The 23,150-nt window shown below is 34.2% G+C and carries 26 protein-coding genes and 4 pseudogenes; 8 read left to right on the forward strand and 22 right to left on the reverse strand.

Features of this window, described 5'->3' with window-relative positions:
* Window positions 1-132: 132 nt before the first annotated feature.
* A complete protein-coding gene (locus ACZ76X_RS01365; RefSeq protein WP_479849243.1) occupies window positions 133-726 on the forward strand; it encodes a hypothetical protein in 594 nt (197 codons plus the stop codon).
* Between the two features lie 85 nt (window positions 727-811).
* Here the strand turns inward: ACZ76X_RS01365 and lpdA are convergent, their stop codons facing one another.
* From lpdA to ACZ76X_RS01390, 5 genes and pseudogenes are all read right to left on the reverse strand, one after another.
* A complete protein-coding gene (lpdA, locus tag ACZ76X_RS01370) occupies window positions 812-2,191 on the reverse strand; it encodes a dihydrolipoyl dehydrogenase (RefSeq protein ID WP_479849244.1) in 1,380 nt (459 codons plus the stop codon).
* A 15-nt stretch (window positions 2,192-2,206) separates the two neighbouring features.
* Window positions 2,207-3,406, reverse strand: coding sequence for a dihydrolipoamide acetyltransferase family protein (locus ACZ76X_RS01375; RefSeq protein WP_479849245.1), 1,200 nt, complete (start codon window positions 3,404-3,406; stop codon window positions 2,207-2,209).
* A gap of 27 nt (window positions 3,407-3,433) precedes the next feature.
* Window positions 3,434-4,468 carry an acetoin:2,6-dichlorophenolindophenol oxidoreductase subunit beta gene (acoB, locus tag ACZ76X_RS01380; protein ID WP_479849246.1) on the reverse strand — a complete coding sequence of 345 codons (1,035 nt, stop codon included), beginning with the start codon at window positions 4,466-4,468 and terminating at the stop codon, window positions 3,434-3,436.
* A gap of 17 nt (window positions 4,469-4,485) precedes the next feature.
* Window positions 4,486-5,484 carry an acetoin:2,6-dichlorophenolindophenol oxidoreductase subunit alpha gene (acoA, locus tag ACZ76X_RS01385; protein WP_479849247.1) on the reverse strand — a complete coding sequence of 333 codons (999 nt, stop codon included), beginning with the start codon at window positions 5,482-5,484 and terminating at the stop codon, window positions 4,486-4,488.
* Window positions 5,485-5,653: 169 nt separating this feature from the next.
* Window positions 5,654-6,133: pseudogene (locus ACZ76X_RS01390) on the reverse strand (DinB family protein).
* 188 nt (window positions 6,134-6,321) lie between these two features.
* On the opposite strand from ACZ76X_RS01390, the gene ACZ76X_RS01395 reads away from it, so the two are divergent.
* Together ACZ76X_RS01395 and ACZ76X_RS01400 are read left to right on the forward strand one after the other, a co-directional pair.
* The gene (locus ACZ76X_RS01395) at window positions 6,322-7,167 is read left to right on the forward strand and encodes an SDR family oxidoreductase (RefSeq protein ID WP_479849248.1); all 846 of its coding nucleotides are present in this window, start codon (window positions 6,322-6,324) and stop codon (window positions 7,165-7,167) included.
* Window positions 7,168-7,206: 39 nt separating this feature from the next.
* Window positions 7,207-7,713 carry a GrpB family protein gene (locus tag ACZ76X_RS01400; protein WP_479849249.1) on the forward strand — a complete coding sequence of 169 codons (507 nt, stop codon included), beginning with the start codon at window positions 7,207-7,209 and terminating at the stop codon, window positions 7,711-7,713.
* A 235-nt stretch (window positions 7,714-7,948) separates the two neighbouring features.
* Here ACZ76X_RS01400 and ACZ76X_RS01405 read toward each other — a convergent pair whose 3' ends face one another.
* The 6 genes from ACZ76X_RS01405 to ACZ76X_RS01430 all read right to left on the reverse strand — a co-directional run bounded on the left by ACZ76X_RS01405 (window position 7,949) and on the right by ACZ76X_RS01430 (window position 10,779).
* Window positions 7,949-8,329 carry a DUF4181 domain-containing protein gene (locus tag ACZ76X_RS01405; protein ID WP_479849250.1) on the reverse strand — a complete coding sequence of 127 codons (381 nt, stop codon included), beginning with the start codon at window positions 8,327-8,329 and terminating at the stop codon, window positions 7,949-7,951.
* 21 nt (window positions 8,330-8,350) lie between these two features.
* Window positions 8,351-8,791: an NUDIX domain-containing protein gene (locus ACZ76X_RS01410; protein WP_479849251.1), complete on the reverse strand. Its 441-nt coding sequence runs from the start codon at window positions 8,789-8,791 to the stop codon at window positions 8,351-8,353.
* Between the two features lie 28 nt (window positions 8,792-8,819).
* Complete coding sequence (locus ACZ76X_RS01415; protein WP_479849252.1) at window positions 8,820-9,143, reverse strand: DUF4181 domain-containing protein; 324 nt, start codon at window positions 9,141-9,143, stop codon at window positions 8,820-8,822.
* A 68-nt stretch (window positions 9,144-9,211) separates the two neighbouring features.
* The gene (locus tag ACZ76X_RS01420) at window positions 9,212-10,036 is read right to left on the reverse strand and encodes a PP2C family serine/threonine-protein phosphatase (protein ID WP_479849253.1); all 825 of its coding nucleotides are present in this window, start codon (window positions 10,034-10,036) and stop codon (window positions 9,212-9,214) included.
* Window positions 10,020-10,571: an HIT family protein gene (locus tag ACZ76X_RS01425; protein WP_479849254.1), complete on the reverse strand. Its 552-nt coding sequence runs from the start codon at window positions 10,569-10,571 to the stop codon at window positions 10,020-10,022. The genes ACZ76X_RS01420 and ACZ76X_RS01425 overlap by 17 nt, the downstream gene beginning before the upstream one ends.
* A gap of 40 nt (window positions 10,572-10,611) precedes the next feature.
* A complete protein-coding gene (locus tag ACZ76X_RS01430; protein ID WP_479849255.1) occupies window positions 10,612-10,779 on the reverse strand; it encodes a septum formation initiator in 168 nt (55 codons plus the stop codon).
* 218 nt (window positions 10,780-10,997) lie between these two features.
* Between ACZ76X_RS01430 and ACZ76X_RS01435 the strand changes: the two are divergent.
* Window positions 10,998-11,262 (forward strand): annotated as a pseudogene (locus ACZ76X_RS01435) (hypothetical protein).
* 17 nt (window positions 11,263-11,279) lie between these two features.
* Here the strand turns inward: ACZ76X_RS01435 and ACZ76X_RS01440 are convergent.
* Together ACZ76X_RS01440 and ACZ76X_RS01445 are read right to left on the reverse strand one after the other, a co-directional pair.
* Entirely contained in the window at window positions 11,280-12,116 is an 837-nt protein-coding gene (locus ACZ76X_RS01440) for an ABC transporter permease (RefSeq protein WP_479849256.1), read from the reverse strand.
* A complete protein-coding gene (locus ACZ76X_RS01445) occupies window positions 12,109-13,314 on the reverse strand; it encodes a quaternary amine ABC transporter ATP-binding protein (RefSeq protein WP_098670658.1) in 1,206 nt (401 codons plus the stop codon). Before ACZ76X_RS01445 ends, ACZ76X_RS01440 begins: the two co-directional genes overlap by 8 nt.
* A 170-nt stretch (window positions 13,315-13,484) precedes the next feature.
* Here ACZ76X_RS01445 and ACZ76X_RS01450 point away from each other — a divergent pair, with 170 nt between their 5' ends.
* Window positions 13,485-14,342 carry a glycine betaine ABC transporter substrate-binding protein gene (locus ACZ76X_RS01450; protein ID WP_479849257.1) on the forward strand — a complete coding sequence of 286 codons (858 nt, stop codon included), beginning with the start codon at window positions 13,485-13,487 and terminating at the stop codon, window positions 14,340-14,342.
* A gap of 44 nt (window positions 14,343-14,386) precedes the next feature.
* Here ACZ76X_RS01450 and clpP read toward each other — a convergent pair whose 3' ends face one another.
* Entirely contained in the window at window positions 14,387-14,968 is a 582-nt protein-coding gene (gene clpP, locus ACZ76X_RS01455; RefSeq protein WP_000991609.1) for an ATP-dependent Clp endopeptidase proteolytic subunit ClpP, read from the reverse strand.
* 21 nt (window positions 14,969-14,989) lie between these two features.
* A complete protein-coding gene (locus ACZ76X_RS01460; protein WP_479849258.1) occupies window positions 14,990-15,676 on the reverse strand; it encodes an RNA polymerase subunit sigma-70 in 687 nt (228 codons plus the stop codon).
* Window positions 15,677-15,819: 143 nt separating this feature from the next.
* Here ACZ76X_RS01460 and ACZ76X_RS01465 point away from each other — a divergent pair, with 143 nt between their 5' ends.
* The 3 genes from ACZ76X_RS01465 to ACZ76X_RS01475 all read left to right on the forward strand — a co-directional run bounded on the left by ACZ76X_RS01465 (window position 15,820) and on the right by ACZ76X_RS01475 (window position 17,347).
* Window positions 15,820-16,140 (forward strand): 2Fe-2S iron-sulfur cluster-binding protein, encoded by a 321-nt coding sequence (locus ACZ76X_RS01465; protein WP_098094662.1) that lies wholly within the window; start codon window positions 15,820-15,822, stop codon window positions 16,138-16,140.
* Between the two features lies 1 nt (window position 16,141).
* Window positions 16,142-16,807 carry a ribose 5-phosphate isomerase A gene (gene rpiA, locus ACZ76X_RS01470; RefSeq protein WP_479849259.1) on the forward strand — a complete coding sequence of 222 codons (666 nt, stop codon included), beginning with the start codon at window positions 16,142-16,144 and terminating at the stop codon, window positions 16,805-16,807.
* Between the two features lie 105 nt (window positions 16,808-16,912).
* On the forward strand, window positions 16,913-17,347 hold the full coding sequence (locus ACZ76X_RS01475; protein ID WP_479849260.1) for a GNAT family N-acetyltransferase: 435 nt from the start codon (window positions 16,913-16,915) through the stop codon (window positions 17,345-17,347).
* A gap of 117 nt (window positions 17,348-17,464) precedes the next feature.
* On the opposite strand, the gene ACZ76X_RS01480 is transcribed toward ACZ76X_RS01475, so the two are convergent.
* From ACZ76X_RS01480 to ACZ76X_RS01510, 7 genes and pseudogenes are all read right to left on the reverse strand, one after another.
* Complete coding sequence (locus ACZ76X_RS01480) at window positions 17,465-18,832, reverse strand: lytic polysaccharide monooxygenase (protein ID WP_479849261.1); 1,368 nt, start codon at window positions 18,830-18,832, stop codon at window positions 17,465-17,467.
* Between the two features lie 357 nt (window positions 18,833-19,189).
* The gene (locus ACZ76X_RS01485; protein ID WP_479849262.1) at window positions 19,190-20,383 is read right to left on the reverse strand and encodes a macrolide family glycosyltransferase; all 1,194 of its coding nucleotides are present in this window, start codon (window positions 20,381-20,383) and stop codon (window positions 19,190-19,192) included.
* A 56-nt stretch (window positions 20,384-20,439) separates the two neighbouring features.
* A pseudogene (locus ACZ76X_RS01490) lies at window positions 20,440-21,116 on the reverse strand (formylglycine-generating enzyme family protein).
* Window positions 21,117-21,148: 32 nt separating this feature from the next.
* Window positions 21,149-21,667, reverse strand: coding sequence for a DNA topology modulation protein (locus ACZ76X_RS01495; RefSeq protein WP_479849263.1), 519 nt, complete (start codon window positions 21,665-21,667; stop codon window positions 21,149-21,151).
* 53 nt (window positions 21,668-21,720) lie between these two features.
* Window positions 21,721-21,956, reverse strand: a pseudogene (locus ACZ76X_RS01500) (aminoglycoside phosphotransferase); the annotation flags it as partial.
* A 26-nt stretch (window positions 21,957-21,982) separates the two neighbouring features.
* Window positions 21,983-22,369 (reverse strand): ribosomal maturation YjgA family protein, encoded by a 387-nt coding sequence (locus ACZ76X_RS01505; protein WP_479849264.1) that lies wholly within the window; start codon window positions 22,367-22,369, stop codon window positions 21,983-21,985.
* Between the two features lie 65 nt (window positions 22,370-22,434).
* Window positions 22,435-23,142, reverse strand: a complete 708-nt coding sequence (locus ACZ76X_RS01510; protein WP_479849265.1) for a class I SAM-dependent methyltransferase — start codon at window positions 23,140-23,142, stop codon at window positions 22,435-22,437.
* Window positions 23,143-23,150: the final 8 nt, after the last annotated feature.

Raw genomic sequence — 23,150 nt, forward strand, 5'->3', positions numbered from 1 at the left:
ATGCAAAACTGTAAATATTCCGCCTTTTATTTCTAAAACTTCAGAATATTTACAATAATTAATAATTAGAATACATTTTACTAGTACAAAGAATTCACCTGTACAAAAATCTAAATAAAAAGGGATGGTTATATGTTAAAAAAACTAGTAGCGGGTACATTAGTAGCAGGATTTGCATTAACTGGAGGACTAGGGGTAGCAAGTGCTGAAGAAAAAGGTAACACAATTAAGTCTTTTGATTATTTAAAAGTGGATGAACAGAATGTTAATTCACTTACAAAATTAAGTGATCAGGATAAGAAAGATATCCAAATTACTATGGTATTACCAGAGCAAAATGAAAATGGAGATTGGTTAGCTTACGGTTTTACTAGTAGAGAAACATTGGATGCTTATATTGAAAAGGATAAAAAAGCACTTAAAAATAAAATTAATCCTTTAGGTAGCGGCGCTGGTAGTACAGATTTTTATGAACATATAAATAAAGGTGGGCAATACATTTACTGGAGCAGTGGCTTTAAAAACTTACCATCTAGCTGGAACGATAGAATTTCTTCTGTAAGTACGGCGTCACCTTCTGCAAGTTATTCAACGACACTTTGGGAGCATACTTCTACACAAGGATTAGGAAAAGGTGTTTTATTTAAACACGCTGATTGGTATGGTAAAACTGCTAATTTATCTGCTGAATGGAACGATAAAACTTCAGCTATTGAAATTAAATAGTAATAAGGTATTTCATTTCTTCTATAAAAATTCAAACCACTATTCTCTTATTCATTTAGAGAATAGTGGTTTATTATATTTCCATCTAAGCATGTACAGCATGTCCTATCGCTTGCAATAACGCTTCATGAATCGCTTCAGATAAAGTTGGATGCGCTGCAATATAATCTCTCATAATATCAGCAGTAACTTCCGTATGAATCATTACGGTTCCTTGTCCAATCAGTTCGGTTGCACGAGGACCGATAATAGAAATTCCTACAATTTCTTGATATTTAGGCTCTACAATAACTTTTACTTTACCCGTTTGTTCCCCAATAATAAGCGCTTTTCCATTTGCTGAAAAAGGAAACTCACCGATAAGAATATCACCATATTGCTCTCTTGCTAATTTTTCACTTAAACCGACACTAGCAATTTCTGGAGCTGTATAAATACAGCGAGGTACAGCATGGTAGTTTATCTTTACATCTTCTCCACTCGCGTGTAATGCTGCCGTAGTTCCTTCATGGAAGGCAACGTGAGCAAGCTGGATTCCGCCAATCACATCACCTGCTGCGTAAATATGTGGTACATTTGTTTGCATATGTTCATTCACAGCAATTCCTTTATTTGAAAATTTAACACCTGCTTTTTCTAAACCTAATTTTTGCACACGTGGTTTTCGACCGACAGAAACGAGAACAATTTCCGGATTGACTATTTGGATATTTCCTTCATATTCAAATGAAGCTTGCTTCTTATAATTATTTAATCCTTTTAAAGCTGCTCCTGTAAATATTTCTACGCCATCATTTTCCAATTTCTCTTTTAATATTTGTGCGATATCTCCATCTTCACTAGGTAATAATTGCGGTGCCATTTCAACAATCGTAACTTTTGTTCCAAGACGACTATAAATACTGGCAAACTCGCACCCTATTACACCACCACCAACGATTAATAATGATTTCGGTATATTTTCTAGGGACATTGCATGGCTACTATTTAAAATCCAATTCCCATCAAATGGAGCAAAAGGTAATTCAGTCGGTTCTGAACCTGCCGCAATAACGAATTGTTCTCCATCTACTACAATTTCTTTATCACCGTGTGTAACTCTCACACGATGATCCGTTTTAAATCTCGCTTTACCTTGTATAACTTTTATTTTATTTTTCTTCATTAAATATTGAATTCCTTGGACGAGCTGCGTTACGATTTGTGATTTCCTTGCCTGCATTTGCTTCCAATCAACTGAAATACTTCCTTCGTTAAGCATAATTCCATAGTGATTCGCTTTTCTCACAATGTCATGCACTTCTGCACTTTCTAACAATGATTTCGTAGGCATACAACCAACATTTAAACAAGTCCCGCCAAGATCAGCTTCATCAATTAGAGTAACATCTTTCCCATTTTGAGCCGCGGTAATTGCTGCTACATAACCAGCAGGCCCACCTCCAATAACGACTAATTTACTCATTCTCTCACCTTCTCTTTATAAAAGAATTGCTACAGGTTCTTCTAAATAACGTTTAATTGTGCGTAAAAATGCAGCTGCTGGTGCACCATCTAATACACGATGATCGAATGTTAAACTTAAAGGTAACATACTTCCTTTTCTTAATTTCTTCCCTTTATATACAGGAACGTATTCAATTGCCCCTACACCTAAAATACCAGTTTCAGGTGTATTTAATACTGGTGTAAAATATTCAATACCGAAGCTACCTAAATTACTAATTGTAAAGGTTGTTCCTTGCATATCATCACTACTTAAACTGCCTGCTCGTGCCTTTTGTGCCACATTCTTAATCTCTTTAGATAGTTCTACTAAAGATAGATTATTTGCAAAGCGAATAGCTGGAACGACTAGTCCTTTTTCTAACGCGACCGCCATGCCTAAATGAACATGTTCAAATTGATGAATGGCATCATCTATATAAGCGCTGTTCATCTCTTTATGATCTTTAAGCGCTAATACAACAGCACGAGAAACGAAATCCGTGATAGTTAGTTTGTTATCGTACCGTTTTTGTACCACTTCCGCTATTTCTTTATGTAAAGCTACTAAATCTGTAACATCCACTTTCATCGTTAATGTTAATTGCGCACTATTTTGTAGGCTTGCATGCATACGGCTCGCAATTGCTTTTCGCATACCAGTAACAGGAATGACTTTGCTTTCTTCTTGTTTAAGTACTTCTGGAATTATTACTCTTTCTTCAATCGCTTTTAATACGTCTACTTTTGTAATCCTTCCGCCAGGGCCTGTACCAACTAATGCCTTGATATCTAAATTTTCAGACTTTACAATTTTCTTCGCTACAGGTGAAATTTTGATTCTTTGCTTCGCCACTTCTTTCGCATATGGTTCTGGATGTTGGATATTTTCAGGCTCAGGGTTAGGTATTTTTTCTTCTATAATATTTTTACTTTCATAGACTTCTACTTTTTCGTTCGGCTTACCGATATAGCAAATGACAGTGCCAGGTGGAACTCCCTCATCTTCACTTACAGCTATATCAATAACAGTTCCATCCGCTGGTGCTTCTATTTCCGTTTCGATTTTTTCTGAGTTAATACTAGCAATTAGTTCACCTTTTGCTACATGATCACCTGCTTTAATATTCCAGCTCGTAATAATACCTTCTTTCATCGCCATACCTAACTTCGGCATTACAACTTCTACAGCCATGTTTCTCTCTCCCTTCTCATAGTTTCATTACACATGTAATAAAGATTGGTCTCCGATCATTTCTGATACAGTTTCAATTACTTTCTCCGGCGTTGGTAAATATAACTTTTCAAGTGGTGGAGAGAATGGAACTGGTGTATGTGGTGCTGTAATTCGTTTAATAGGCGCATCTAATAAATCGAATCCTTTATCCGCTACAATTGCCGCAATATCTGTTGCGAGACTACATCTTGGATTTGCTTCATCAATAACAATAAGGCGATTTGTTTTTTCAACAGATGCTAAAATCGTATCTTCATCAAGCGGTGATAAAGAACGTGGATCGATTACTTCTACTTCAAGTCCTTTTTTCGATAATTGCTCAGCAGCTGCAAGTGCTGTATGAACTTGTTTTCCAATTGCGACGATTGTTACATCAGAACCTTCACGTTTTATATCTGCTTTTCCTAATGGAATTGTATAGTATCCTTCCGGCACTTCACCTTTCATATTGTAAAGTGTTTTATCTTCAAAGAAGATTACTGGGTCATCATCTTCAATTGCCGCTAATAATAAGCCTTTTGCGTCATACGGAGTAGAAGGAACGACAACTTTTATACCTGGAATGCTCGTAAACAACGCATATAAACTTTGCGAATGCTGTGCCGCTGCGCTAAATCCAGCACCATGCATCGTACGTACTGTAACTGGCACTTTCGCTTTACCACCGAACATATAGCGGAACTTTGCCCCTTGGTTTAATACTTGATCAAGACAACTACCGATAAAATCATTAAACATTAATTCAGCAATCGGACGTAGTCCTGTTGCCGCCGCTGCCATCGCCGCTCCCATATAACCTGCTTCTGAAATTGGAGTATCTAAAATACGATTTCGGCCAAACTCTTGCACAAGTCCTTTCGTAACGCCGAGTACACCGCCCCATGCCTCATCATCTTGCAAGTGATCAACTTGTGCACCACCTGCAACGTCTTCTCCTATTAAAATTACGTTTTCATCACGACGCATTGAGATTTTCATTGCTTCATTAATTGCAGTTGACATACTTACTGTTCTAATCATTATTTTTCACCCTCCTCTTATTTGTAAGAAACGTATACATCTTTTAATAACTCTTCATCCTCTGGATATGGACTATTTTCACTAAATTCAATTGATTTTTGCACTGCTTCATCTACTGCCCTTTCCATATCTACAAGCTCAGATTCAGTTAATAAAGCTTCATGAATTAAATGCTTACGGAAATTCACAATCGCATCTTTTTCATTTAAATGTTCTTCTTTTTCTTCTGAAGTTTTATACGTTTGTGCTTCACCTTCGAAATGACCGTAATTACGATAGGTCATACATTCAATTATTGTTGGACCACCGCCATTACGCGCACGTTCTACTGCTTCTCCCGCCGCTTTATACACTGCAAGTAAATCTTTTCCATCTACTTGAACACCTGGAATATTATATGCTTTCGCGCGATCTGCAATGGAATCACAACTTGAAGCATATTCAAATGTCGTTGCTTCACCGTAACCGTTATTTTCTGCGATAAAAATAACTGGTAACTTCCAAATCGCAGCTAAATTAACCCCTTCATGGAATGTGCCTTCATTATTTGCTCCGTCACCGAAGAAACAAACACTTACATCTTTCGTTCCTTTATATTTAGCTGTTAATGCTGAGCCGCAAGCAAGTGGAAAACCTCCGCCTACAATCCCATTTGCACCAAGCATTCCTTTATCTAAATCAGCAATATGCATGGAACCGCCTTTCCCTTTACATAACCCTGTCGCTTTTCCAAAAAGTTCAGCCATCATACCGTTTAAATCACAACCTTTTGCGATACAATGCCCATGTCCTCTATGTGTACTTGTAATACTGTCACGATCCGTTAAGTGGGCACATACACCTACTGCTACTGCCTCTTCACCTGCGTATAAATGAACGAAACCTGGCAGAATGCCTTGCGCGAATAATTCATGTACCTTATCTTCAAACTTACGAATTTCTAACATTTTTTCATACATCCAACGAGCTTGTTCTTTCGTAATTTCATTCCCTTTACTTTCAGTTGTTTTTAACATGTTCAGCCCTCCTATTTTCTTTTTCATCTTTTATATTGCAAATACTGTGCCAAATTCTAATCCTTGATTTAATAGGTTTTCTCTTTTCTTTCAAAATAAAAAAGTGGACAAAATGAGACATCTGTCTCGTTTTGTCCACTTTTGTTCACCTAATTTGAGAATTATTATTTTATTCAGGATCAAAACTCTTCTGTAACTTCCGGATGTAAATAATTTGACCTATATGATAAGCATTATGAGTTGTTACATTGGCTAATACTTCCCACTACTTTGCAGAAACAGGAAATCCAACTACGTCACTTTCAACCTTCTCTTCATCTATAAGCTTTTGCCATTGTAACAGTTTCTCTAGTAGTTTTTCTCTTAACTCATCGAAAGATTGATTATCTGAAAGCATAAAACTTTTGTTATTATCACCAATTGCGGGCACGGCATTCACATTTGATTCTTTGTATCTAGTTTGCCACGTTGAGTTCCAATACAGTAAGTGTTGTACAATTTCAGCTATACTATTACTCTCTTCATTCGGTTTCCAGAAAGCTTCCCTCTCTGATAAATCTTTCACTGCATCTGAAAATGGAATGTACCAACTAGGATCATTTGCATTCGCCAATAATTGATCTGCTAATACATCTTTCACATGGGCCATTTTTCTTCCCTCATTTCATTAACGTATTCATAATCACTTCTCTATATACGATAAGTCCGTATCATTCCCTCTTTTAAAAATCTAATAGTATGTAGAATTAACATGAATAGCTCTCAAAGAAAATGTAAGAATAATAGATTTTCTTATCATAACTCGTTATGATAAAAGAAAAAGAAAGCTGGCAGAAAATGAACAAAAAAGTCGCAATTATTACAGGAGCCTCAAGTGGATTTGGACTATTAACTACACTCGAACTCGCAAAAAAAGATTATTTAATTATCGCTACAATGCGAAACCTTGAAAAACAAGCGAACTTAATATCTCAAGCTACTCAACTCCACTTGCAGCAAAACATAACAGTTCAACAATTAGATGTAACCGATCAAAACTCTATACATAACTTTCAATTATATATAAAAGAAATAAATAGAGTAGATCTACTTATTAATAACGCAGGATATGCAAATGGGGGCTTTGTAGAAGAAATTCCAGTAGAGGAATACCGTAAACAATTTGAAACGAACCTTTTTGGAGCTATATCAATTACTCAACTTGTATTACCTTATATGAGAGAACAAAAAAGTGGGAAAATCATTAATATAAGCAGCATTAGTGGTCAAGTTGGATTCCCTGGTCTATCCCCTTACGTTTCTTCAAAATATGCATTAGAAGGCTGGAGTGAATCCCTTCGTTTAGAAGTAAAACCTTTCGGAATAGATGTTGCTTTAGTGGAACCTGGTTCTTATAACACAAACATATGGGAAGTTGGTAAACAACTAGCTACAAACCAATCTGATACCACTTCTCCTTACAAAGATTATATGAATAAAATACAAAAACATATTAATAGCGGCAGTGATACATTTGGTAATCCGATAGATGTTGCTAATAAAATTGTAGAAATCACTGAATCTAAGCGAACGAATTTACGATATCCGATCGGAAAAGGTGTAAAATTTATGATCTTTGCAAAGATGATTCTTCCTTGGAGATTGTGGGAATACCTTGTATTGAGAACCTTTAAGAAAATGTAATAGACTTTTTGAAAACCATTTTGAAAGAGGTGCAATTAAATGTTAGGTTTACCATATGGACAAGTATTTTTAGTTCCGTGGACTGAACAATGGCAAATTGAGTTTATGAAAGAGAAACAACTCATCGAGGAACAAATTGGCGAGCATATTTTAGCGATACACCATATTGGTAGTACTTCTATTCCACATTTAAGCGCAAAGCCAATTATTGACATTGCAATTGAATTAGAAGATTATAAGGACGGATTAACATGCATTAAAAAGTTAGAACTACTTAACTATAAATATAGAAAAAATGTACTACCTGAGCGATATTATTTTAATAAAGGAGAACCACGAACTCATCAAATTCATATGTATGAACAAGGAAATACATATTTAATAGAGCAATTACAATTCAGAGATTACTTAATAAACAACAAAACTTCTCGTATCCAGTATGAACAGTTAAAGGTTCAACTTTCACAAGCTAATCCTAATGATAAACATCAATATGCTGAGGATAAAACAAATTTCGTTACATCCATATTAGCCAAAATAAAGTGAAACTTTAATCAGTGGGCGTTTTCTTCATCCCCACTGATTATTAGTTGAACCAATCGGACTTTAATGGGCAGCCCGACTCCCACCTAAATTCTTTGCTTTCGTTGAATTTTGAGTTGGGGGTCTTACTGCCCATTAAAGTGGGATAAATGATGAATTTAAATAAGAAACCATTTAGTAGTAAATGGTTTCTTATTTATTAGTTAACTCTTTATTTGTACCATTAATAATCACCTTATTATGCAGCAGGTGGAACGAAATAAACGAGTATTGAGAGCATCAATATACATGTAACCATTCCCGTTATCGACAGTATATATTCTTTTGATTTTCTATCATACTTCCATTCCATCCATGCTCTTAAAGTCAATGATATCCCTAAATAAACGAACATGACATAAGCCATTTTAGCGTTTTCAAATTTAAACATATAATAACAACTACTTATTACATAAATAATAATAAGCCCTATTTCTATTTTTACATGTAAACTATTCACATGCTTATATCCAAAGAAGCCTCTTTTCACCACATTTAATTTTATTCTTAAAAACTGTTCTAATAAGTAACCACCTATAGCCAGTCCAATAATAATAATCAAGATTGTAGAAATGTCCATTGTTATCCCCCTCCTATTACTTTATTTATTTTTAGAAATAAAGTGGACTATATTTCGGTTATTCTCTTCTAAATAACTTACAATCCCTTTAGGATATGTGGGCTTCTTCTTTAATTCATTTATACTTTTCCAAATTAATATAATATCCTCATATTCTTTATGTCTTATTTCATTTGTCATTCTCTCTTGAAGAGTCCCCCTATGTATCAATGTACAGTGATGTCCTTTCTCAATGTTCCACTCAAAAATATGCTCATTTACAACGGCTAACTCTTGAACATCAATCTTCAAATCGTATTCTTCCATTAATTCTCGTATTATCGCTTCTTTTGCAGTTTCACTAAATTCAATAGAACCACCTGGAAAACGGTAAAATAATTCATTCTCATCACATTGAACAAGTACTTTAGAATGATCTTCATTTAAAATCATTACTTCAGCGCGTAATTTAGATATTTTCATTTTGTCTCCCCATTTATTCTACATATAATTAAATCCAATAGTTATAAAAGAAAAGATTAATCATAATTCCTGTTATTATTAATAATGGAACCGTACCTAAAGAAATGACATACTCCCTCGATTCTTTATCATATTTCCACTCCATATATGATTGAAAGCAGTATAAAGTTATTAAAAATAGTATGGGTAAATTACTAATATAAATGGGATTGAAAGTGACACATATCATCGTAACAATTATATAAGAAATGATAAGAGCCCTAGTCCCCCATTTATGAGCGTTGTTTACATATTTACTATTCCAGTCAGTTTGTTTCGGTATATTTAATTTTTTTCTCACTACTTTTTCCAAAACAAATAAGGATATAATCCATAATACTAATAAAATCCCTTTAGCTAAAAGCAGTGATGTCCCCTCCTTTACTTTTTATCCAGCTGATCACTCGGATACGTAGTATTTCTTTTATTTTCAACATCCCAACTAATAATTGTCGCACTGTCTCGTCCGAATTGATGATGAACGTGCTCTAATACATGATGAACACTTTCTTCCATTTCTATATCATTTCTATTCATATCGTTATATAGATTTAATGGTGTTTCATAGTGTCGTTCCCCGCATTCTAATACCCCATCTGTAACCATGACAATTCGATTTTTTCCAGTACGTAATTCACGAATTCCTGTTGAATAGCAAGGTACAGATAAATCAAAGGTATTTACATTTCCAATCCATTCGTAAAAGTGACGTTGATTTAATGCATATTGTCCTAACTTATGTAACTCTTCATGAAATACATAAACTAAGCAATCGCCAATAGATAACCACCATATGTAGTTTTCTTTTCTTACACATAGTAAGCACGCTGTTTCACCTTTTACTCTTTTGCACTTTTCTTTAAATACGGGGGATTGAAAGATTGTAAGTAGATGATTTTCAACAGATCGAAATACTGTTTCAATCGATTCATTCATCATTACTTTTATATTTTCATATTCTTGTTGGATTGTATTTACTACTAAATCAACACTTTCCGCACTATTATGTCCATCTAAAATAGCTGCAAATTCCCAATCACCATTTGACCAAACTAACGCGCCATCTTCGTTCTTTTTTGCTCCGGCGCTTATATTCCCGCCGTATTTTCCAAGTACAGTGTCACCATATTGTTTAACTGAAATTTCTCCTAAGCACATTTCTGTATTTCCAACCCATGAATATTGTCTATTATTTGTTATATGCATATTCAATCACCATATACTTTCGTATTCTTTCGCATAGTTTTTGGATTTTCTCTGCGTCACCATATGGCGCACCATTCCATTTCGCTACTTCAGTCGGTGACCAAAACTCTTTGGGTGTATTTGGATAACGCGGTATGAGGTGCATATGCATATGTGGCACACCATTCCCTGAAACAAAAGCATAAATATGTTCTGCTCCCTCACTTTCTTTTAACGCTTTACTTACCCTACTTGTTATAAGTCCGAACGTTTTTGCTTCTTCATCCGTTAATTCAGCAAGGCCAAGTACATGTCTTTTTATATCTATCATGACATAACCAAGGTATGTTTCTTCATTATCCCAATGGACATGTCCAACATAAACGAGTTCATCTTCGTAAATAGCTCCACCTGGAACTGTAATGTTTCCTCTATGTTTTTCACAAATAAAGCATTTTTGTTCTAATTGATTGTTTGTTGACATATCCTTCACCATCCTTTTTATTAATAATATCATAAAAAAAGGAAAAACAGGATTTATATTCCGAAAATTCATTCTTTTAATAGCGCATTTTTTGAAATAAATTTAAAACTTACTATTTCTTCAAAAACACACTTCCAATTACAATTCCAATCACAATTCCGATTACTAAACTACTAGTGAAGAACCCCTGAAACACACCGATTACAACCCCTATACCAATACCTATTGCCAAGGCATCATTCCTTTTATTATTTTTAGCCAAAATTGCATCTCCTCCCATCATTTCTCCCTAAATAACATACACTTACTTGAATGTATTAATATATTCACTATCTCACTTGAATATTTCCAAAAAATGTACTTTAACTTCACATATAATATTTTCCATTTTTTGTACATACTCCTTTTATAATAAAAAAATTTTAAGTAACCATTAATTTAAACATAGGCATTTACTACAAGAAAGCTTCGTAATTTATTGAAGGAGGAGTGATTCAAATACATCCTCATTGGAATCCATATATAAATCAACAATATGTGTATTCCCCCCATCCCGTAAGAAATACATTGCATCAAAATTCACAATGAATGATGCAGCGTATTGCAAGTCTTGAAAGTAAATCAGCGAAACTAATCTCATTAATCGAAGTAAATAATTATTTAATAAAAATCAATGGAACATCAAAACCAAGCTTGTGCCCCAACTGGCGGTTCTGTCATTGTTCGTATGCATCTTTTTAAACCAAAAACACACTTTGTATAATAAAGTGTGTTTTCCTTTTATCTTCTTTTTTGATGAAATCCTTGTGTAATGCGGTCTAATATAATCGCAATGACAACAATAGCGAGTCCGGCTTCAAATCCCATTCCAATATTAACTTGTGTTACAGAACGGTATACATCAACTCCAAGACCTGGTGCTCCTACAAGAGATGCTGTTACAACCATCGATAAAGAAAGCATAATACTTTGGTTCACACCAGCCATGATTGTTCCGGTTGCGAGTGGTAATTGTACTTTAAATAATTTTTGTGATGCGGTAGAGCCAAACGCATTCGCTGCTTCTATTAAATCTTCTGGAACTTGTCTAATTCCTAAGTCAGTAAAACGAATTGTCGGCGGCATTGCAAAGATTACTGATGCAATAATCCCAGGTACTACACCTACTCCGAAAAATGTAATCGCAGGAATAAGATATACGAAAGCCGGCATTGTTTGCATAAAGTCTAATGTCGGTTTTAAAAATTTTGAAAAGCGTTCATTTTGAGAAGCTAAAATTCCGATTGGGATTCCGACAATAATTGAAATAATCACAGATGTAAGTACGAGCGCTAATGTTTGCATCGTCTGTGCCCAGTAGTTAATATTTAAAATAAATAATAAACCAATCAGTGTAAAAATAATTAAAGATACTTTTCTCGTTGTGTACCAAATGAGGAAACAAAGAATAATAATCATCAATATGGCCGGTATTATTGTTAAAAAATTAGTGAGTAAATCAACGAATCCACCAATAATATAAGAGAATCCTCGGAATAAGCCTTCAAGGTGCTCATATAAACTCGCAACAAATGAATCAACCCATTCCCCTAAAGGAATACGTGGTACATTATTCATCGTCTTTCACCTCTTCCTCAATGTTTCCTGCAAGAGCTTGAATGACACTTTCACGTTTAATAATTCCTCTTAACCTTTTCTTCTCATCAATTACTGGTAACGGATATTTCATCTCCGCCATTTTCGCATACGTTTCTTCCAGTAACGTATCTACATACACATGCGGGATATCGGTAAGTAATAAATCAGCAATTGGCCACTGTTTTTGAACAGCTTTACTTGCATCATCTGCTGTTAATATACCTAAAAACTCATACTTTTTATTAACAACATATACAGTTGAAACGCCGGCGTTCCTCATAATTTGAAGTGCCACACGTGGTCCACGGTCAATTAGTAATGTCTCTGGTCGTTTTAATATAGATTCCGCTGTAATTACTTTTCCTAAATTCACGTCCGCTACGAACTTCTCTACAAATTCATTCGCAGGACTCATCATAATTTCTTCCGGTGTTCCAATTTGGACAACCTCTCCATCTTTCATTAACGCAATTCGATCACCAATTCGAAGAGCTTCATCTAAATCGTGAGTAATAAATATAATTGTTTTTTCCATTTTGTCTTGCAGTTCTAATAACTCATCTTGCATTTCTTTTCGAATCAGTGGATCTAATGCACTAAATGACTCATCCATCAATAAAACATCTGGATCATTCGTTAGTGCCCTTGCGATTCCTACACGCTGCTGCATACCACCACTCAGCTGACTTGGATAGTTATCTTTGTGATGGTCTAGTCCAACTAATTTCAAAGACTCTAACGCTTTTCTCTCTCGTTCCTCTACGGGAACTCCTTGAATTTCTAATCCGTACGCTACATTTTGTATAACTGTGCGATGAGGAAATAAAGCAAACTTTTGAAACACCATACTCATTTTTGTTCTTCTCACTCTTCGTAATTCTTCTTTTCCCATTGTTGCGATGTCTTCACCATCTATGTATATGTGTCCTGCTGTCGGTTTGATTAATTGATTAAGCATTCGAACTAGAGTTGATTTGCCACTACCAGACAAACCCATAATAACGAAAATTTCTCCAGAGTATACTTCAAACGTTGCCTTTTTCACACCAACGTTCATCCCCGTCTCTTTTAAAATTTCCGATTTACTTTTCCCTTCTTTTAATAAAGTAAGCGCCCTTTGCGGGTGTTTCCCAAATACTTTTGTTACGTTTTCAACACGCACCTTTGTATTATCCATGTCACTACTCCTTTTCTACCCATCTATTCACATAGTGTTGCGATTTTGCAAAGAAATATTACATAAAAATGACATTCATAAGATTTATTTAAAATTCTCGTTTCCGTTCATAATAAGAATGCTTACTTATACATTTATTTAAAAGGCAAATGTTTTTTAGGAGGTTCTCAATGAAAAAGAAAATATGGCTTATATGCCTTGCATTATTTATTACTATGATTTTCTCTTCATGTAATGCAACAAATGCAAATTCGAAAGGAAAAATTAAACTAGGTGTAACAAGTTGGAAAGAAAATATTGCAACTGCAAACATGTGGAAAGTTCTATTAGAACAAAAAGGCTACAAAGTTGAGCTCATGTATTTAGAAAAAGCGGCAATTTGGACTGGTGTCGCTCGCGGTGATGTTGATGCTAATTTAGAAGTATGGCTACCCGTTACGGATAAACCACTAAATGATCGTTATAAAGATGATATTGTCTTAAAATCAAAATGGTATGAAGGAACCGGACTAGGTTTAGTTGTCCCTTCTTATGTGAAAAACATAAACAGTATTGAAGATTTAAATGCACATAAAGATGAACTAGATAACAAAATTGTCGGAATCGAACCTGGCAGCAGCCTAATGAATTTAACCAATAAGGCGATGAAGGAATATGATATTAAGCTAAAACTTGTCCAATCTTCTGAAGCGGCGATGATGAGTGAACTAAAGAAAGCATATACGAAAAAGAAACCAATCGCTGTTACGCTTTGGAATCCGCATTGGGGCTTTTCAGAATTTGATTTAAAATATTTAAAAGACCCTAAGAAAGTATATGGTGAAAAAGATGACATTTATTACTCTGTTCGTAAAGGTTTCGAAAAAGATCATCCGGATATCATAAAATACTTTGACAAATGGAAAATGAACGATGAACAACTTGGTACATTAATGGTTGAGTTAAATAAAACGAAAGATCCCGAAGAAGCAGCGCGAAAATGGATTAAAAAGAATCAAGCTTTAGTCGATGAATGGATAAAAGATTAATAAAACAGGCTAGAGGATTATCGTATCCTCTAGCCTGTTTTATCTTATTTTTTCGTAACAACATCATCTACAATCCCATATGCCTTCGCTTCTTCTGCAGTCATAAAATAATCTCTTTCTGTATCATGTGCTACTCTTTCAATCGGTTGCCCTGTTTTTTCTGCAATCATTTTATTAATATCATGCTTTAACTTCAATATCCTTTTTGCTGTTATTTCAATTTCCGTAGCCTGCCCCTTTGCACCACCAAGCGGCTGATGAATCATAATTTCACTATTAGGTAGCGCAAACCGTTTTCCTTTTGCACCTGATAATAATAACAATGCACCAAATGATGCTGCAAATCCCATGCATAGCGTTTGTACATCTGGTTTAATGAGATTCATCGTATCTAATATGGCAAAACCTGCTGTCGTTGATCCGCCTGGACTATTAATGTATAAAAATATATCTTTCTCTGCATCTTCCGCTTCTAAAAATAATAATTGAGCTACGACACTACTCGCTACTTGATCATTTATTTCTGAACCAATAATAATAATGCGGTCTTTCAATAACCTTGAATATATATCATAGGAACGTTCTCCTAATTTCGTTTGTTCTACAACATATGGAATTGCATTCATTTTATATCCCTCCAATAATTGTTATGCTGCTAAAAGCATACAACTGTAGGAAGAAGGTTTTTTCGCATTAAATAATAAGACTGGTTGTTTAGATGGTAACTTAGTAAAATCTATTGTTGGAAGAAGCTTTGTTAACAATTCTGGCTTTTCCTCACGAATAGACGTTACTACAACTTCAATATCATCTGTGAATTCGACTATCTCAATCCCTTCTTCACTTACAGTTTTCATCCTATTTCTACTCCGAAATAAAGAAGCTTTCACTGCACCTTCCGATACAGAACATACTTTAGCAATATCAGCGATACTAAATTGAAAAACATCCTTTAATAATAAAATCGCGGATTGTTGTACATTTAATGAAGATAATACTTTCTCTACCATTTCATGCAAATCTGCAATGTTCTCTTGTGGTTCTTCAAAAGTAATTTGTTCCTTTATTTTTTCATGAACTGATTTTGATTTCATCTGGTCTATCCAACGATTTCTAGCTATTTTATATACAAGTGTCATACAAATATCTTTATTACTATATTTTTGAAGAACTTTACAAATTGTTTCTTGGGCAAGATCTTCGCCGTCCCATTTATTTTTCGTTAAAAATGTACAGTACCTTTTCAACTCTCCATATTGCTCAATTAAAAAGTCTATATTCGAATGATTCATATCGATATGATTTTTAAAAATATGAGTTATTTTTGTGCACAAAATAACCACTCCTTTTCAGCGCTTACTTAATTAACGATTCAACAAATAAAAAAGTTACGGGGCATATAAAAAAATTATGTTTATGTTCAATAATTCGCGGTCATAAATATGTTATGTACAATTTTACGTGAGGAGGAACAAAATTGCCAAAATTAACAATTGAAGGTGCAGGAACTTTTGATGTAAAAGAAGGCACAAAGTTAGTATTAGCGATTGAAGATAACGGTGTAAACATTCTCCATCGCTGCGGCGGAAAAGCACGCTGCACTACTTGTAGAGTAGAAATTATAGCAGGTGAGTTTTGTGAAGCAAGTTCTAATGAAAAAAATGCAATTACGGAAAAAGGAATTGAAGATCACTTACGTTTATCATGCCAAATGCACGTACATAAAGATATAATCGTTCGCCCTATACTTACAGTAGAAAATTCAGGTCTTGATGCAGGCCCACGTCCAGCAGAATAATATGTTACATTTAAAACAACTCGCAGGTGAATATGCCGCTAACTTTGTAAAAGATGGAATGACAGTTGGGCTAGGCACAGGTTCCACTGTATATTGGACGATACAAAAATTAGGTGAGCGTGTAAAAGATGGATTATCATTTCAAGCTGTACCAACGTCAAAAGAAACGGAAGCATTAGCTAAACAACTATCTATTCCATTAATCTCCTTAAACGAAATTGAAATACTCGATTTAACAATTGATGGGGCCGATGAAATTAATTTAAATTTACAACTAATAAAAGGTGGTGGTGGCGCATTACTTCGTGAAAAAATCGTTGCCTCCTCCTCTAAAGAACTAATTATCATTGCTGATGAATCGAAACTCGTAACGCATTTAGGTACTTTCCCATTACCTGTTGAAATTATACCTTTTTCATGGAAACAAACCGAAAGGAAAATTCAATCTTTAGGTTGTCAAACAACGTTACGTTTAAAAAATAATGAAATGTTTATTACGGATAACAATAACATCATTATCGATTGCGTATTCCCTCAAAATATAACGAATCCTGCCAATTTACACACACAATTAAAAATGATTACAGGCGTAGTTGAAACAGGATTGTTTGTTAATATGACTAGCAAAGCAATTATTGGAACAAAAAATGGGATAAAAGAATTATAATGAAGGCTGACTCTTACAGTCAGCTTTTATATTTTCTCTTAATTACTTATTATTATGATATACTATGAAAACAAAAACACATCACACTAGAAAGGACTGAACAATTTGCACTCCAAAGTCATAACAGAATTTACAGATTTAGAAACTGCCTTTCATATTAGAACAGAAGTATTTGTAAAAGAACAAAATGTCCCTCTTGAAGATGAATTCGATACATTCGATGAAATCAGTGAGAAATGTAAACATATTTTAGTTTATTATAACGATCTTCCTGTTGGTACAGGTCGTATACGATTTGTTGACGGTGCAGGAAAATTAGAACGCATCTGTATTTTAAAAGACTATCGTAAATACGGATTAGGAAAAGTAATAATCAAGGCGTTAGAAGAAATTGCACGTAGCAAAGAAGCAACAAAAGTAAAACTACACGGTCAAACACAAGCTGAAGGATTTTATAAAAAATTAGATTATCAAACTTCTTCTGATGTATTTATAGAAGATGGTATTCCGCACGTTCTTATGACGAAAATACTATCATAATAAAAAGGGTAGTATATGAATTTATATACTACCCTTTTTTATAAATAGAAAAGTGAATTCTCAAGATTTTCTTTTGCATCAAAGCCCATCATCTCTTAGTTCATATTTAGGTAAGGCTTACACTGTTTTCCATAATGATAAAGCATAAATCCAGTTTGGATCCCCATTTCCTTGATAACTCTGGACTGCTTCATATACTTTTCCCTCGTGTAGAACTCTATCTCCCTTTTCATATGCTTTCTTTGCATCCCACGCTTCATATGAAGCGCTTTCAGTTTTTGTGGCGATTACGAATATATCACTCTGTACAGATTCATTTCCAGCTACATCAACAGCTTTCACTACATATTTATAAGTAGTATTAGGAAGTAAATTTTTATCCATATAAGAAGTCGTATTGGATGTTGCAATCTTTTTCAATGATCCTTCTGTTTCTCTATAAATATCGTAATGGTCTACACCAATATTATCGTCAGAAGGACTCCACATTAGATCCACACTTGACGCTGTCGTTCCCATACTATGTAATCCTTTTGGTTGTGTTGGTGCTTCTGTATCAGGAGTCTCAACTGTTGTTTTTACTGTAAGCGTTGCACTTTCTTTCGATACATTTCCAGCTGCGTCAATTGCTTTTACAGTATAAGAGTATTCTGTACTTGGTTGTAATTTTTTATCCATAAAATGAGTTCCTGGTACTGTATCAATCATCTCTCCGTTACGGAAGATTTGATACCCTTTTACCCCTACATTATCCGTAGAAGCGTTCCATGCTAGTTCTATACTATTCGCTGTTACTTTTTGTGCCTGAATTCCATTTGGAATACTTGGAGCTTCTGTGTCTGGTTTTACGTCATTGATGAGATTAACATCAATGACATTATAGAATGCATTTGCTGTATCGGCTACATCCCATACTGCTAAAATCACATGATATCCACTTCTATCAGTAGGTACATTAATTTTGTGAGTTAAATGATTTGAAGCTGTAGAGCCATCATGTTGTACAGTTCCAATTGGTTCTAAATCTGCTCTTGTGAGCGCTTTATTTGGATCCCATCCTTTTTTAGTAATATAGTAATGCCATTTACTTGTTAAGTGAGGCGCTGTATATTTCCAAGTAAAAGTATTTTCCCCGCCTGTGATTGTATTTTTAAACCAACGATCAGCTGTTTGTAGATCTAAAACACCACCAAATTTACCACCTGCAGAAGCGATTTGGCCATCAACTGGTCCAGCTTGCGGGAACCCTTTTGGAGCTTCCAAACTTTGTGGTTCATACATAACACTTCCGCAGTTTACATTTAGTGCACCATAAGTTGGACTGCATAAAGCAGATCGGCTGCTAGGCTTTTCAACAAAACCGTGCGCGTATGCGTTTTGAGGAATAAGTGTCGTGCCAATAATTCCAGCTGTTAATGCAACAGCTCCTAGACTTTTTTTGTTCATTTTCATGTTTTGTAGTTGTTTTAATAATCGATTATTCATGTTCCTGTCCCCTTCTTGTTATACTTTGTAGTGTAATGTGGGCTTCGATGTAAAAGAATAACAAGAGACAATCTTGTAACGATGTATGTGTGTGTTATGCATACACCGCAGTGAAAATATATTTCATTCCTTGTGAAATATTTCACTTGATGAATATATCATGACATAGAAATCATCAAAATATGTGCAGAAGTTGTGCAGAAATGATGAAAGCATTAGTAACACGTAAAACTATGGTTCGAATTTACAAAACAGAATATTTAACATTTCAAAACAACGAATTCTCCGCTTCATATAAAAGAAGAGTGTCTATATCATTTCATATAGACACTCTTCTCATGTATAATTTTCTATTTATTATTGACCTATAAATGTAAAAATCTCATCAGCAGCTTCCTGATAGCCACCAGATTTTCGGAAAGACTCCTTCAAATTCAATGCAACTTCTTTATATGATGGATTATTTAATACAAGTTCTACACTTTCACGTAGTTGTTCCTCAGTTAATTCCTTCATTGACAACTTAACCCCAGCTCCGAGATTCTCCACTTGCTTGGCGATAACTGGTTGATCTGCACTTTGTGGGATTACAATAAGCGGAATCCCGTTATATAATCCTTCATGTGTACTGTTCATACCGCCGTGTGTAATAAATAACTTTGTATATGTAAGTAGTTTTGTTTGTGGTACATAATTTTTCACAATGAAGTTTTTAGGAATTTTACCTAAATCACTTATTTTCGTTTTATTGCCAATAGACATCACAATTGTATAATCACTATTCTCAAACGCCTTCATACAAAGTTTATAAAAATCAAGCGCTTCATTAAAAACAGTGCCTAAAGAAATATAAACTACGCTTTTTTCTTCAATTGCAGTAAAATCAAAGGCTTCATTTTTTACTTGCGTAGAGATAGATGGACCTACAAATTTAAATGTTTCATTAAACATATCTCCAAAAGGTTGAAACTCCCTTATTGTATACACAATAGTAAGTGGCGCTGGATTGCAGAAAACTTCATACGGTGATTTTATTTCAACACTATACTTTTCCGCAATTCCCTTAGTTAATCGTTCATAATCATTATGTATTTTATCTTGAACTTCCACTGGTATATTTTTAGACAAATGGCCTAACATTTGTTCAAATGATTTTTCATCCTGTGCAAAAGATGTACAGGAATTTATTGCTGGAAGCTTTAAAATTTGAGCAATTAAACGACCACACCCAAACATCGAATCGTGAATGATATAATCAAAATGTTCCCCTTCAATTTGTTCAAGAACATTTGGTATAATAACATCTGCCGTATGTAATAGACCATTTATTCTCTCTGGTAAATAATTTCGACCACCGGAAAGAAAAGCATTTATAAATTTTTGATCGTCAATTGTTCGTACAGTAGCACCCGTCTTTTCAATACGCTCTCTAAAAGATTCTATTGAAAAATATACAACCTCTTCCCCACGTGAAACTAATTCTTCTACAACTTGCAATGTTGGATTTATATGTCCTTCTGATCCAGTATTAATGAATAAAACACGTGCCACTTAAAACACTCCTTAATTTAAATCTTCTCTATATTAGTTTGGCTCTTATAATTCTTCTAAATGGACTTAGCGAGCCTAAATCCAAGGTCATCTATATGAAATGTAGGATGGCTACGCCGGCGACAAGTTGCACCACAACCTCTAGCTGCTTCAGCCCAGCTACCGCCTCGGAAAATTCGATATGATCCATATACCTTTTCATCATACAAATCATAGCACCATTCCCAAACGTTTCCTAACATATCATACAAGCCCCATGCATTCGGCTCTTTTTTACCGATTTCATGAATATGTCCATCTGAATTTTCATTATACCAAGCAATCTCTTTCAGTTCACCGTATATGTATCCAGTAGTTCCTGCTTTACACGCATATTGCCACTCTGCTTCTGAAGGTAATCGGTACCCATTTGAATCTAAATTACAACTAACAATTTGACCACCATTATTAATAGAATAATATTCTTTTAATCCCGCTTTTTTTGAAAGTAAATTACAAAACATAATGGCATCATTCCATGAGATATTTACAACTGGTTTATTTTTATCTTTGAATAAATTTGATGTATGATTCGTAATGACGTCATATAATTCCATCGTTACAACATATTTTGCAAGAAGAAACGGTTTAACTTGAACTTCCCATTTTTTTTTATTCGATCATCTCTTAATTCTACTTTTCCTGCTGGAATTTTCACCATATTAGAATCAACCAGGTCAATGAATCTATTCAATTTTATCCCCCCACGTTACCTCTTTTTATAATCTAACTATTTATAGTATCGTACTTCTCTAAAAATAGTCGTACTTCATTTGGAGATTTTAAAATAATAACATCTTTTTCCTTACTCAATTGATTTAACCTTTTTAAAATTGAAGGTCGTTTCGTTTTAGGATATTCCCATATCCATTTGAAAAATTGCAAGTCAAACCTTTCCTCACATCCAGCACCCATATCCGGTCTTGTTTTATTCCGATATTGTATAACTCTTTTAAAAGCTCGATAAACACATATTGTTCTATGAATATCAAGAAAGATAATTGTATCAGCTGCGTTCATTCTTATGTCCATTGTCCCGCCATAATTCCCATCAATAATCCATTCATCTTCTTTAACTAATTCATTTTGAACCTTTCTTTGCTCCACTTTCGGTACACCTTCCCAATTCGGTTTCCAAAATAACGCATCAAGATGATGCACTTTTATACTTAATTTATTACCTAACTGTCTGGCTAATGTAGATTTCCCTGAACCACCAGAACCTATTAATATTATTTTTTTCATATTCATACACCCCTTTCTATTGATTCTTCAATAGCTTTTTTATTTACAAAAATCCAGAAGAACATCTCTTCATTATTACTCGTTTTAACTATCCTTTGTACTTTAACCCCTTTTTTATCAAGTTGTTCTATTAGATTTATTTCAACTAATAGCTGTTTTATCGATCTCTTTTCCTTTAAAATATAGGATTTATTATTACAATGAATCTTTGTTACGTTTACTTTTATTTCAGTAGCTGTGACCTCTTTATCTCCAAACCAAAATTTGTAATTTCTAATATATCATCCATAAACGAATACCCCTTTTACAAATCTTTTATTTCTTCTGTAAAATAAACTCAAAAATAAACCCTACTCCAACACCAATTGTATAAGCCACTAAATCATTCCACAGAAAACCATATCCCAACACGAGCCCACCTAAAGTCGTTGCACGAATGCTATCTATCCATTCGGCATGATATAATTGGCTCAATTCAATCCCATAACAAAACAGTAAACTTATAAAAGCCAATTTCTTCGTTTCTATTTTAGGAAATAAAAATCCAAATCCAATGAAAATCATTAATGCCCATAAAGCATCACCTAAATAATCATTTAATAGAGCGGGCAGTGCAAAAGCTAACTTTCTTGAACTAAGCCCTAAAATAATAACAATGATTGTAAACGTTGCGTATAGTAATCTATTTCGTTTCGTATTCATTTCAAAACTCCTATTTCATTATTTAAAACTGCAAAATAGCTAGTAAAATATAATTATTTTACTAGCTATTCTTTAATGGCTTTCATAATAAGAAAATGTGGATTTGTATTTAGATAATGATATGATTTTTCATTTACTTCTCTCATCTGTTCAACCGGTCTCGGTTCTAGCATTTTTTCTAACACAAAATAATTTGTTGTTTCATTAATAATATCTTGAAGTGACCTTCTGAAAAAGCTAACTTCTATTGTAATATTTGGTTTAATCCAAGTATCTACCAATAATTGTTTTTCGAAATAATTTTCACAAGTAAACTTTGTAAAGTCCATAAAAGGATGATGAATGGAGTATATCAATTCTCCCCCTGACTTCAATACTTGACGAAACTCCTGAAATACTTGATTCCAATTTTCTAAATAATGAAGGGTTAACGAACTCACAATAACATCAAAAGTATTGTCTTCAAATGGTAATATTTCTTGCAAGTCATGACAAAGAAACGTTGCTTTATTGCCCATACTTTCCTTTGCAGCTTTTATCATTTCAGAACTTACGTCAATTGCAGTTACATTTGCTCCTCTTTCTATAAATTGAGAAGTATACCACCCTGCTGCACATCCAGCATCTAATATATTCTTCCCTTCTAAATTCTTTGGAATCATCTCCATCATCGCTGGTCTTTCGTAATAACTGTTATATGGATTTGCCACATCTAGATTTTCTTTATATGTACTCGCTAATTTATCATATGTATCTTTAATCATGTCTTTCAATACATCCA

This window comes from Bacillus sp. BC05(2025) (genome assembly GCF_056725905.1).

Bases quoted from the DNA above. Each gene is read 5' to 3' on its own strand.
- ACZ76X_RS01365 (WP_479849243.1), top strand. From the start codon at position 133: ATGTTAAAAAAACTAGTAGCGGGTACATTAGTAGCAGGATTTGCATTA.
- ACZ76X_RS01495 (WP_479849263.1), bottom strand. From the start codon at position 21,667: ATGAAAAAAATAATATTAATAGGTTCTGGTGGTTCAGGGAAATCTACA.
- lpdA (WP_479849244.1), bottom strand. From the start codon at position 2,191: ATGAGTAAATTAGTCGTTATTGGAGGTGGGCCTGCTGGTTATGTAGCA.
- ACZ76X_RS01505 (WP_479849264.1), bottom strand. From the start codon at position 22,369: ATGAATACGAAACGAAATAGATTACTATACGCAACGTTTACAATCATT.
- ACZ76X_RS01405 (WP_479849250.1), bottom strand. From the start codon at position 8,329: ATGGACATTTCTACAATCTTGATTATTATTATTGGACTGGCTATAGGT.
- ACZ76X_RS01480 (WP_479849261.1), bottom strand. From the start codon at position 18,832: ATGAATAATCGATTATTAAAACAACTACAAAACATGAAAATGAACAAA.
- ACZ76X_RS01375 (WP_479849245.1), bottom strand. From the start codon at position 3,406: ATGGCTGTAGAAGTTGTAATGCCGAAGTTAGGTATGGCGATGAAAGAA.
- acoA (WP_479849247.1), bottom strand. From the start codon at position 5,484: ATGTTAAAAACAACTGAAAGTAAAGGGAATGAAATTACGAAAGAACAA.
- ACZ76X_RS01420 (WP_479849253.1), bottom strand. From the start codon at position 10,036: ATGCATATAACAAATAATAGACAATATTCATGGGTTGGAAATACAGAA.
- ACZ76X_RS01410 (WP_479849251.1), bottom strand. From the start codon at position 8,791: ATGAAAATATCTAAATTACGCGCTGAAGTAATGATTTTAAATGAAGAT.
- ACZ76X_RS01440 (WP_479849256.1), bottom strand. From the start codon at position 12,116: ATGAATAATGTACCACGTATTCCTTTAGGGGAATGGGTTGATTCATTT.
- ACZ76X_RS01450 (WP_479849257.1), top strand. From the start codon at position 13,485: ATGAAAAAGAAAATATGGCTTATATGCCTTGCATTATTTATTACTATG.
- clpP (WP_000991609.1), bottom strand. From the start codon at position 14,968: ATGAATGCAATTCCATATGTTGTAGAACAAACGAAATTAGGAGAACGT.
- ACZ76X_RS01395 (WP_479849248.1), top strand. From the start codon at position 6,322: ATGAACAAAAAAGTCGCAATTATTACAGGAGCCTCAAGTGGATTTGGA.
- ACZ76X_RS01430 (WP_479849255.1), bottom strand. From the start codon at position 10,779: ATGGGAGGAGATGCAATTTTGGCTAAAAATAATAAAAGGAATGATGCC.
- rpiA (WP_479849259.1), top strand. From the start codon at position 16,142: ATGTTACATTTAAAACAACTCGCAGGTGAATATGCCGCTAACTTTGTA.
- ACZ76X_RS01445 (WP_098670658.1), bottom strand. From the start codon at position 13,314: ATGGATAATACAAAGGTGCGTGTTGAAAACGTAACAAAAGTATTTGGG.
- ACZ76X_RS01400 (WP_479849249.1), top strand. From the start codon at position 7,207: ATGTTAGGTTTACCATATGGACAAGTATTTTTAGTTCCGTGGACTGAA.
- acoB (WP_479849246.1), bottom strand. From the start codon at position 4,468: ATGATTAGAACAGTAAGTATGTCAACTGCAATTAATGAAGCAATGAAA.
- ACZ76X_RS01425 (WP_479849254.1), bottom strand. From the start codon at position 10,571: ATGAATTTTCGGAATATAAATCCTGTTTTTCCTTTTTTTATGATATTA.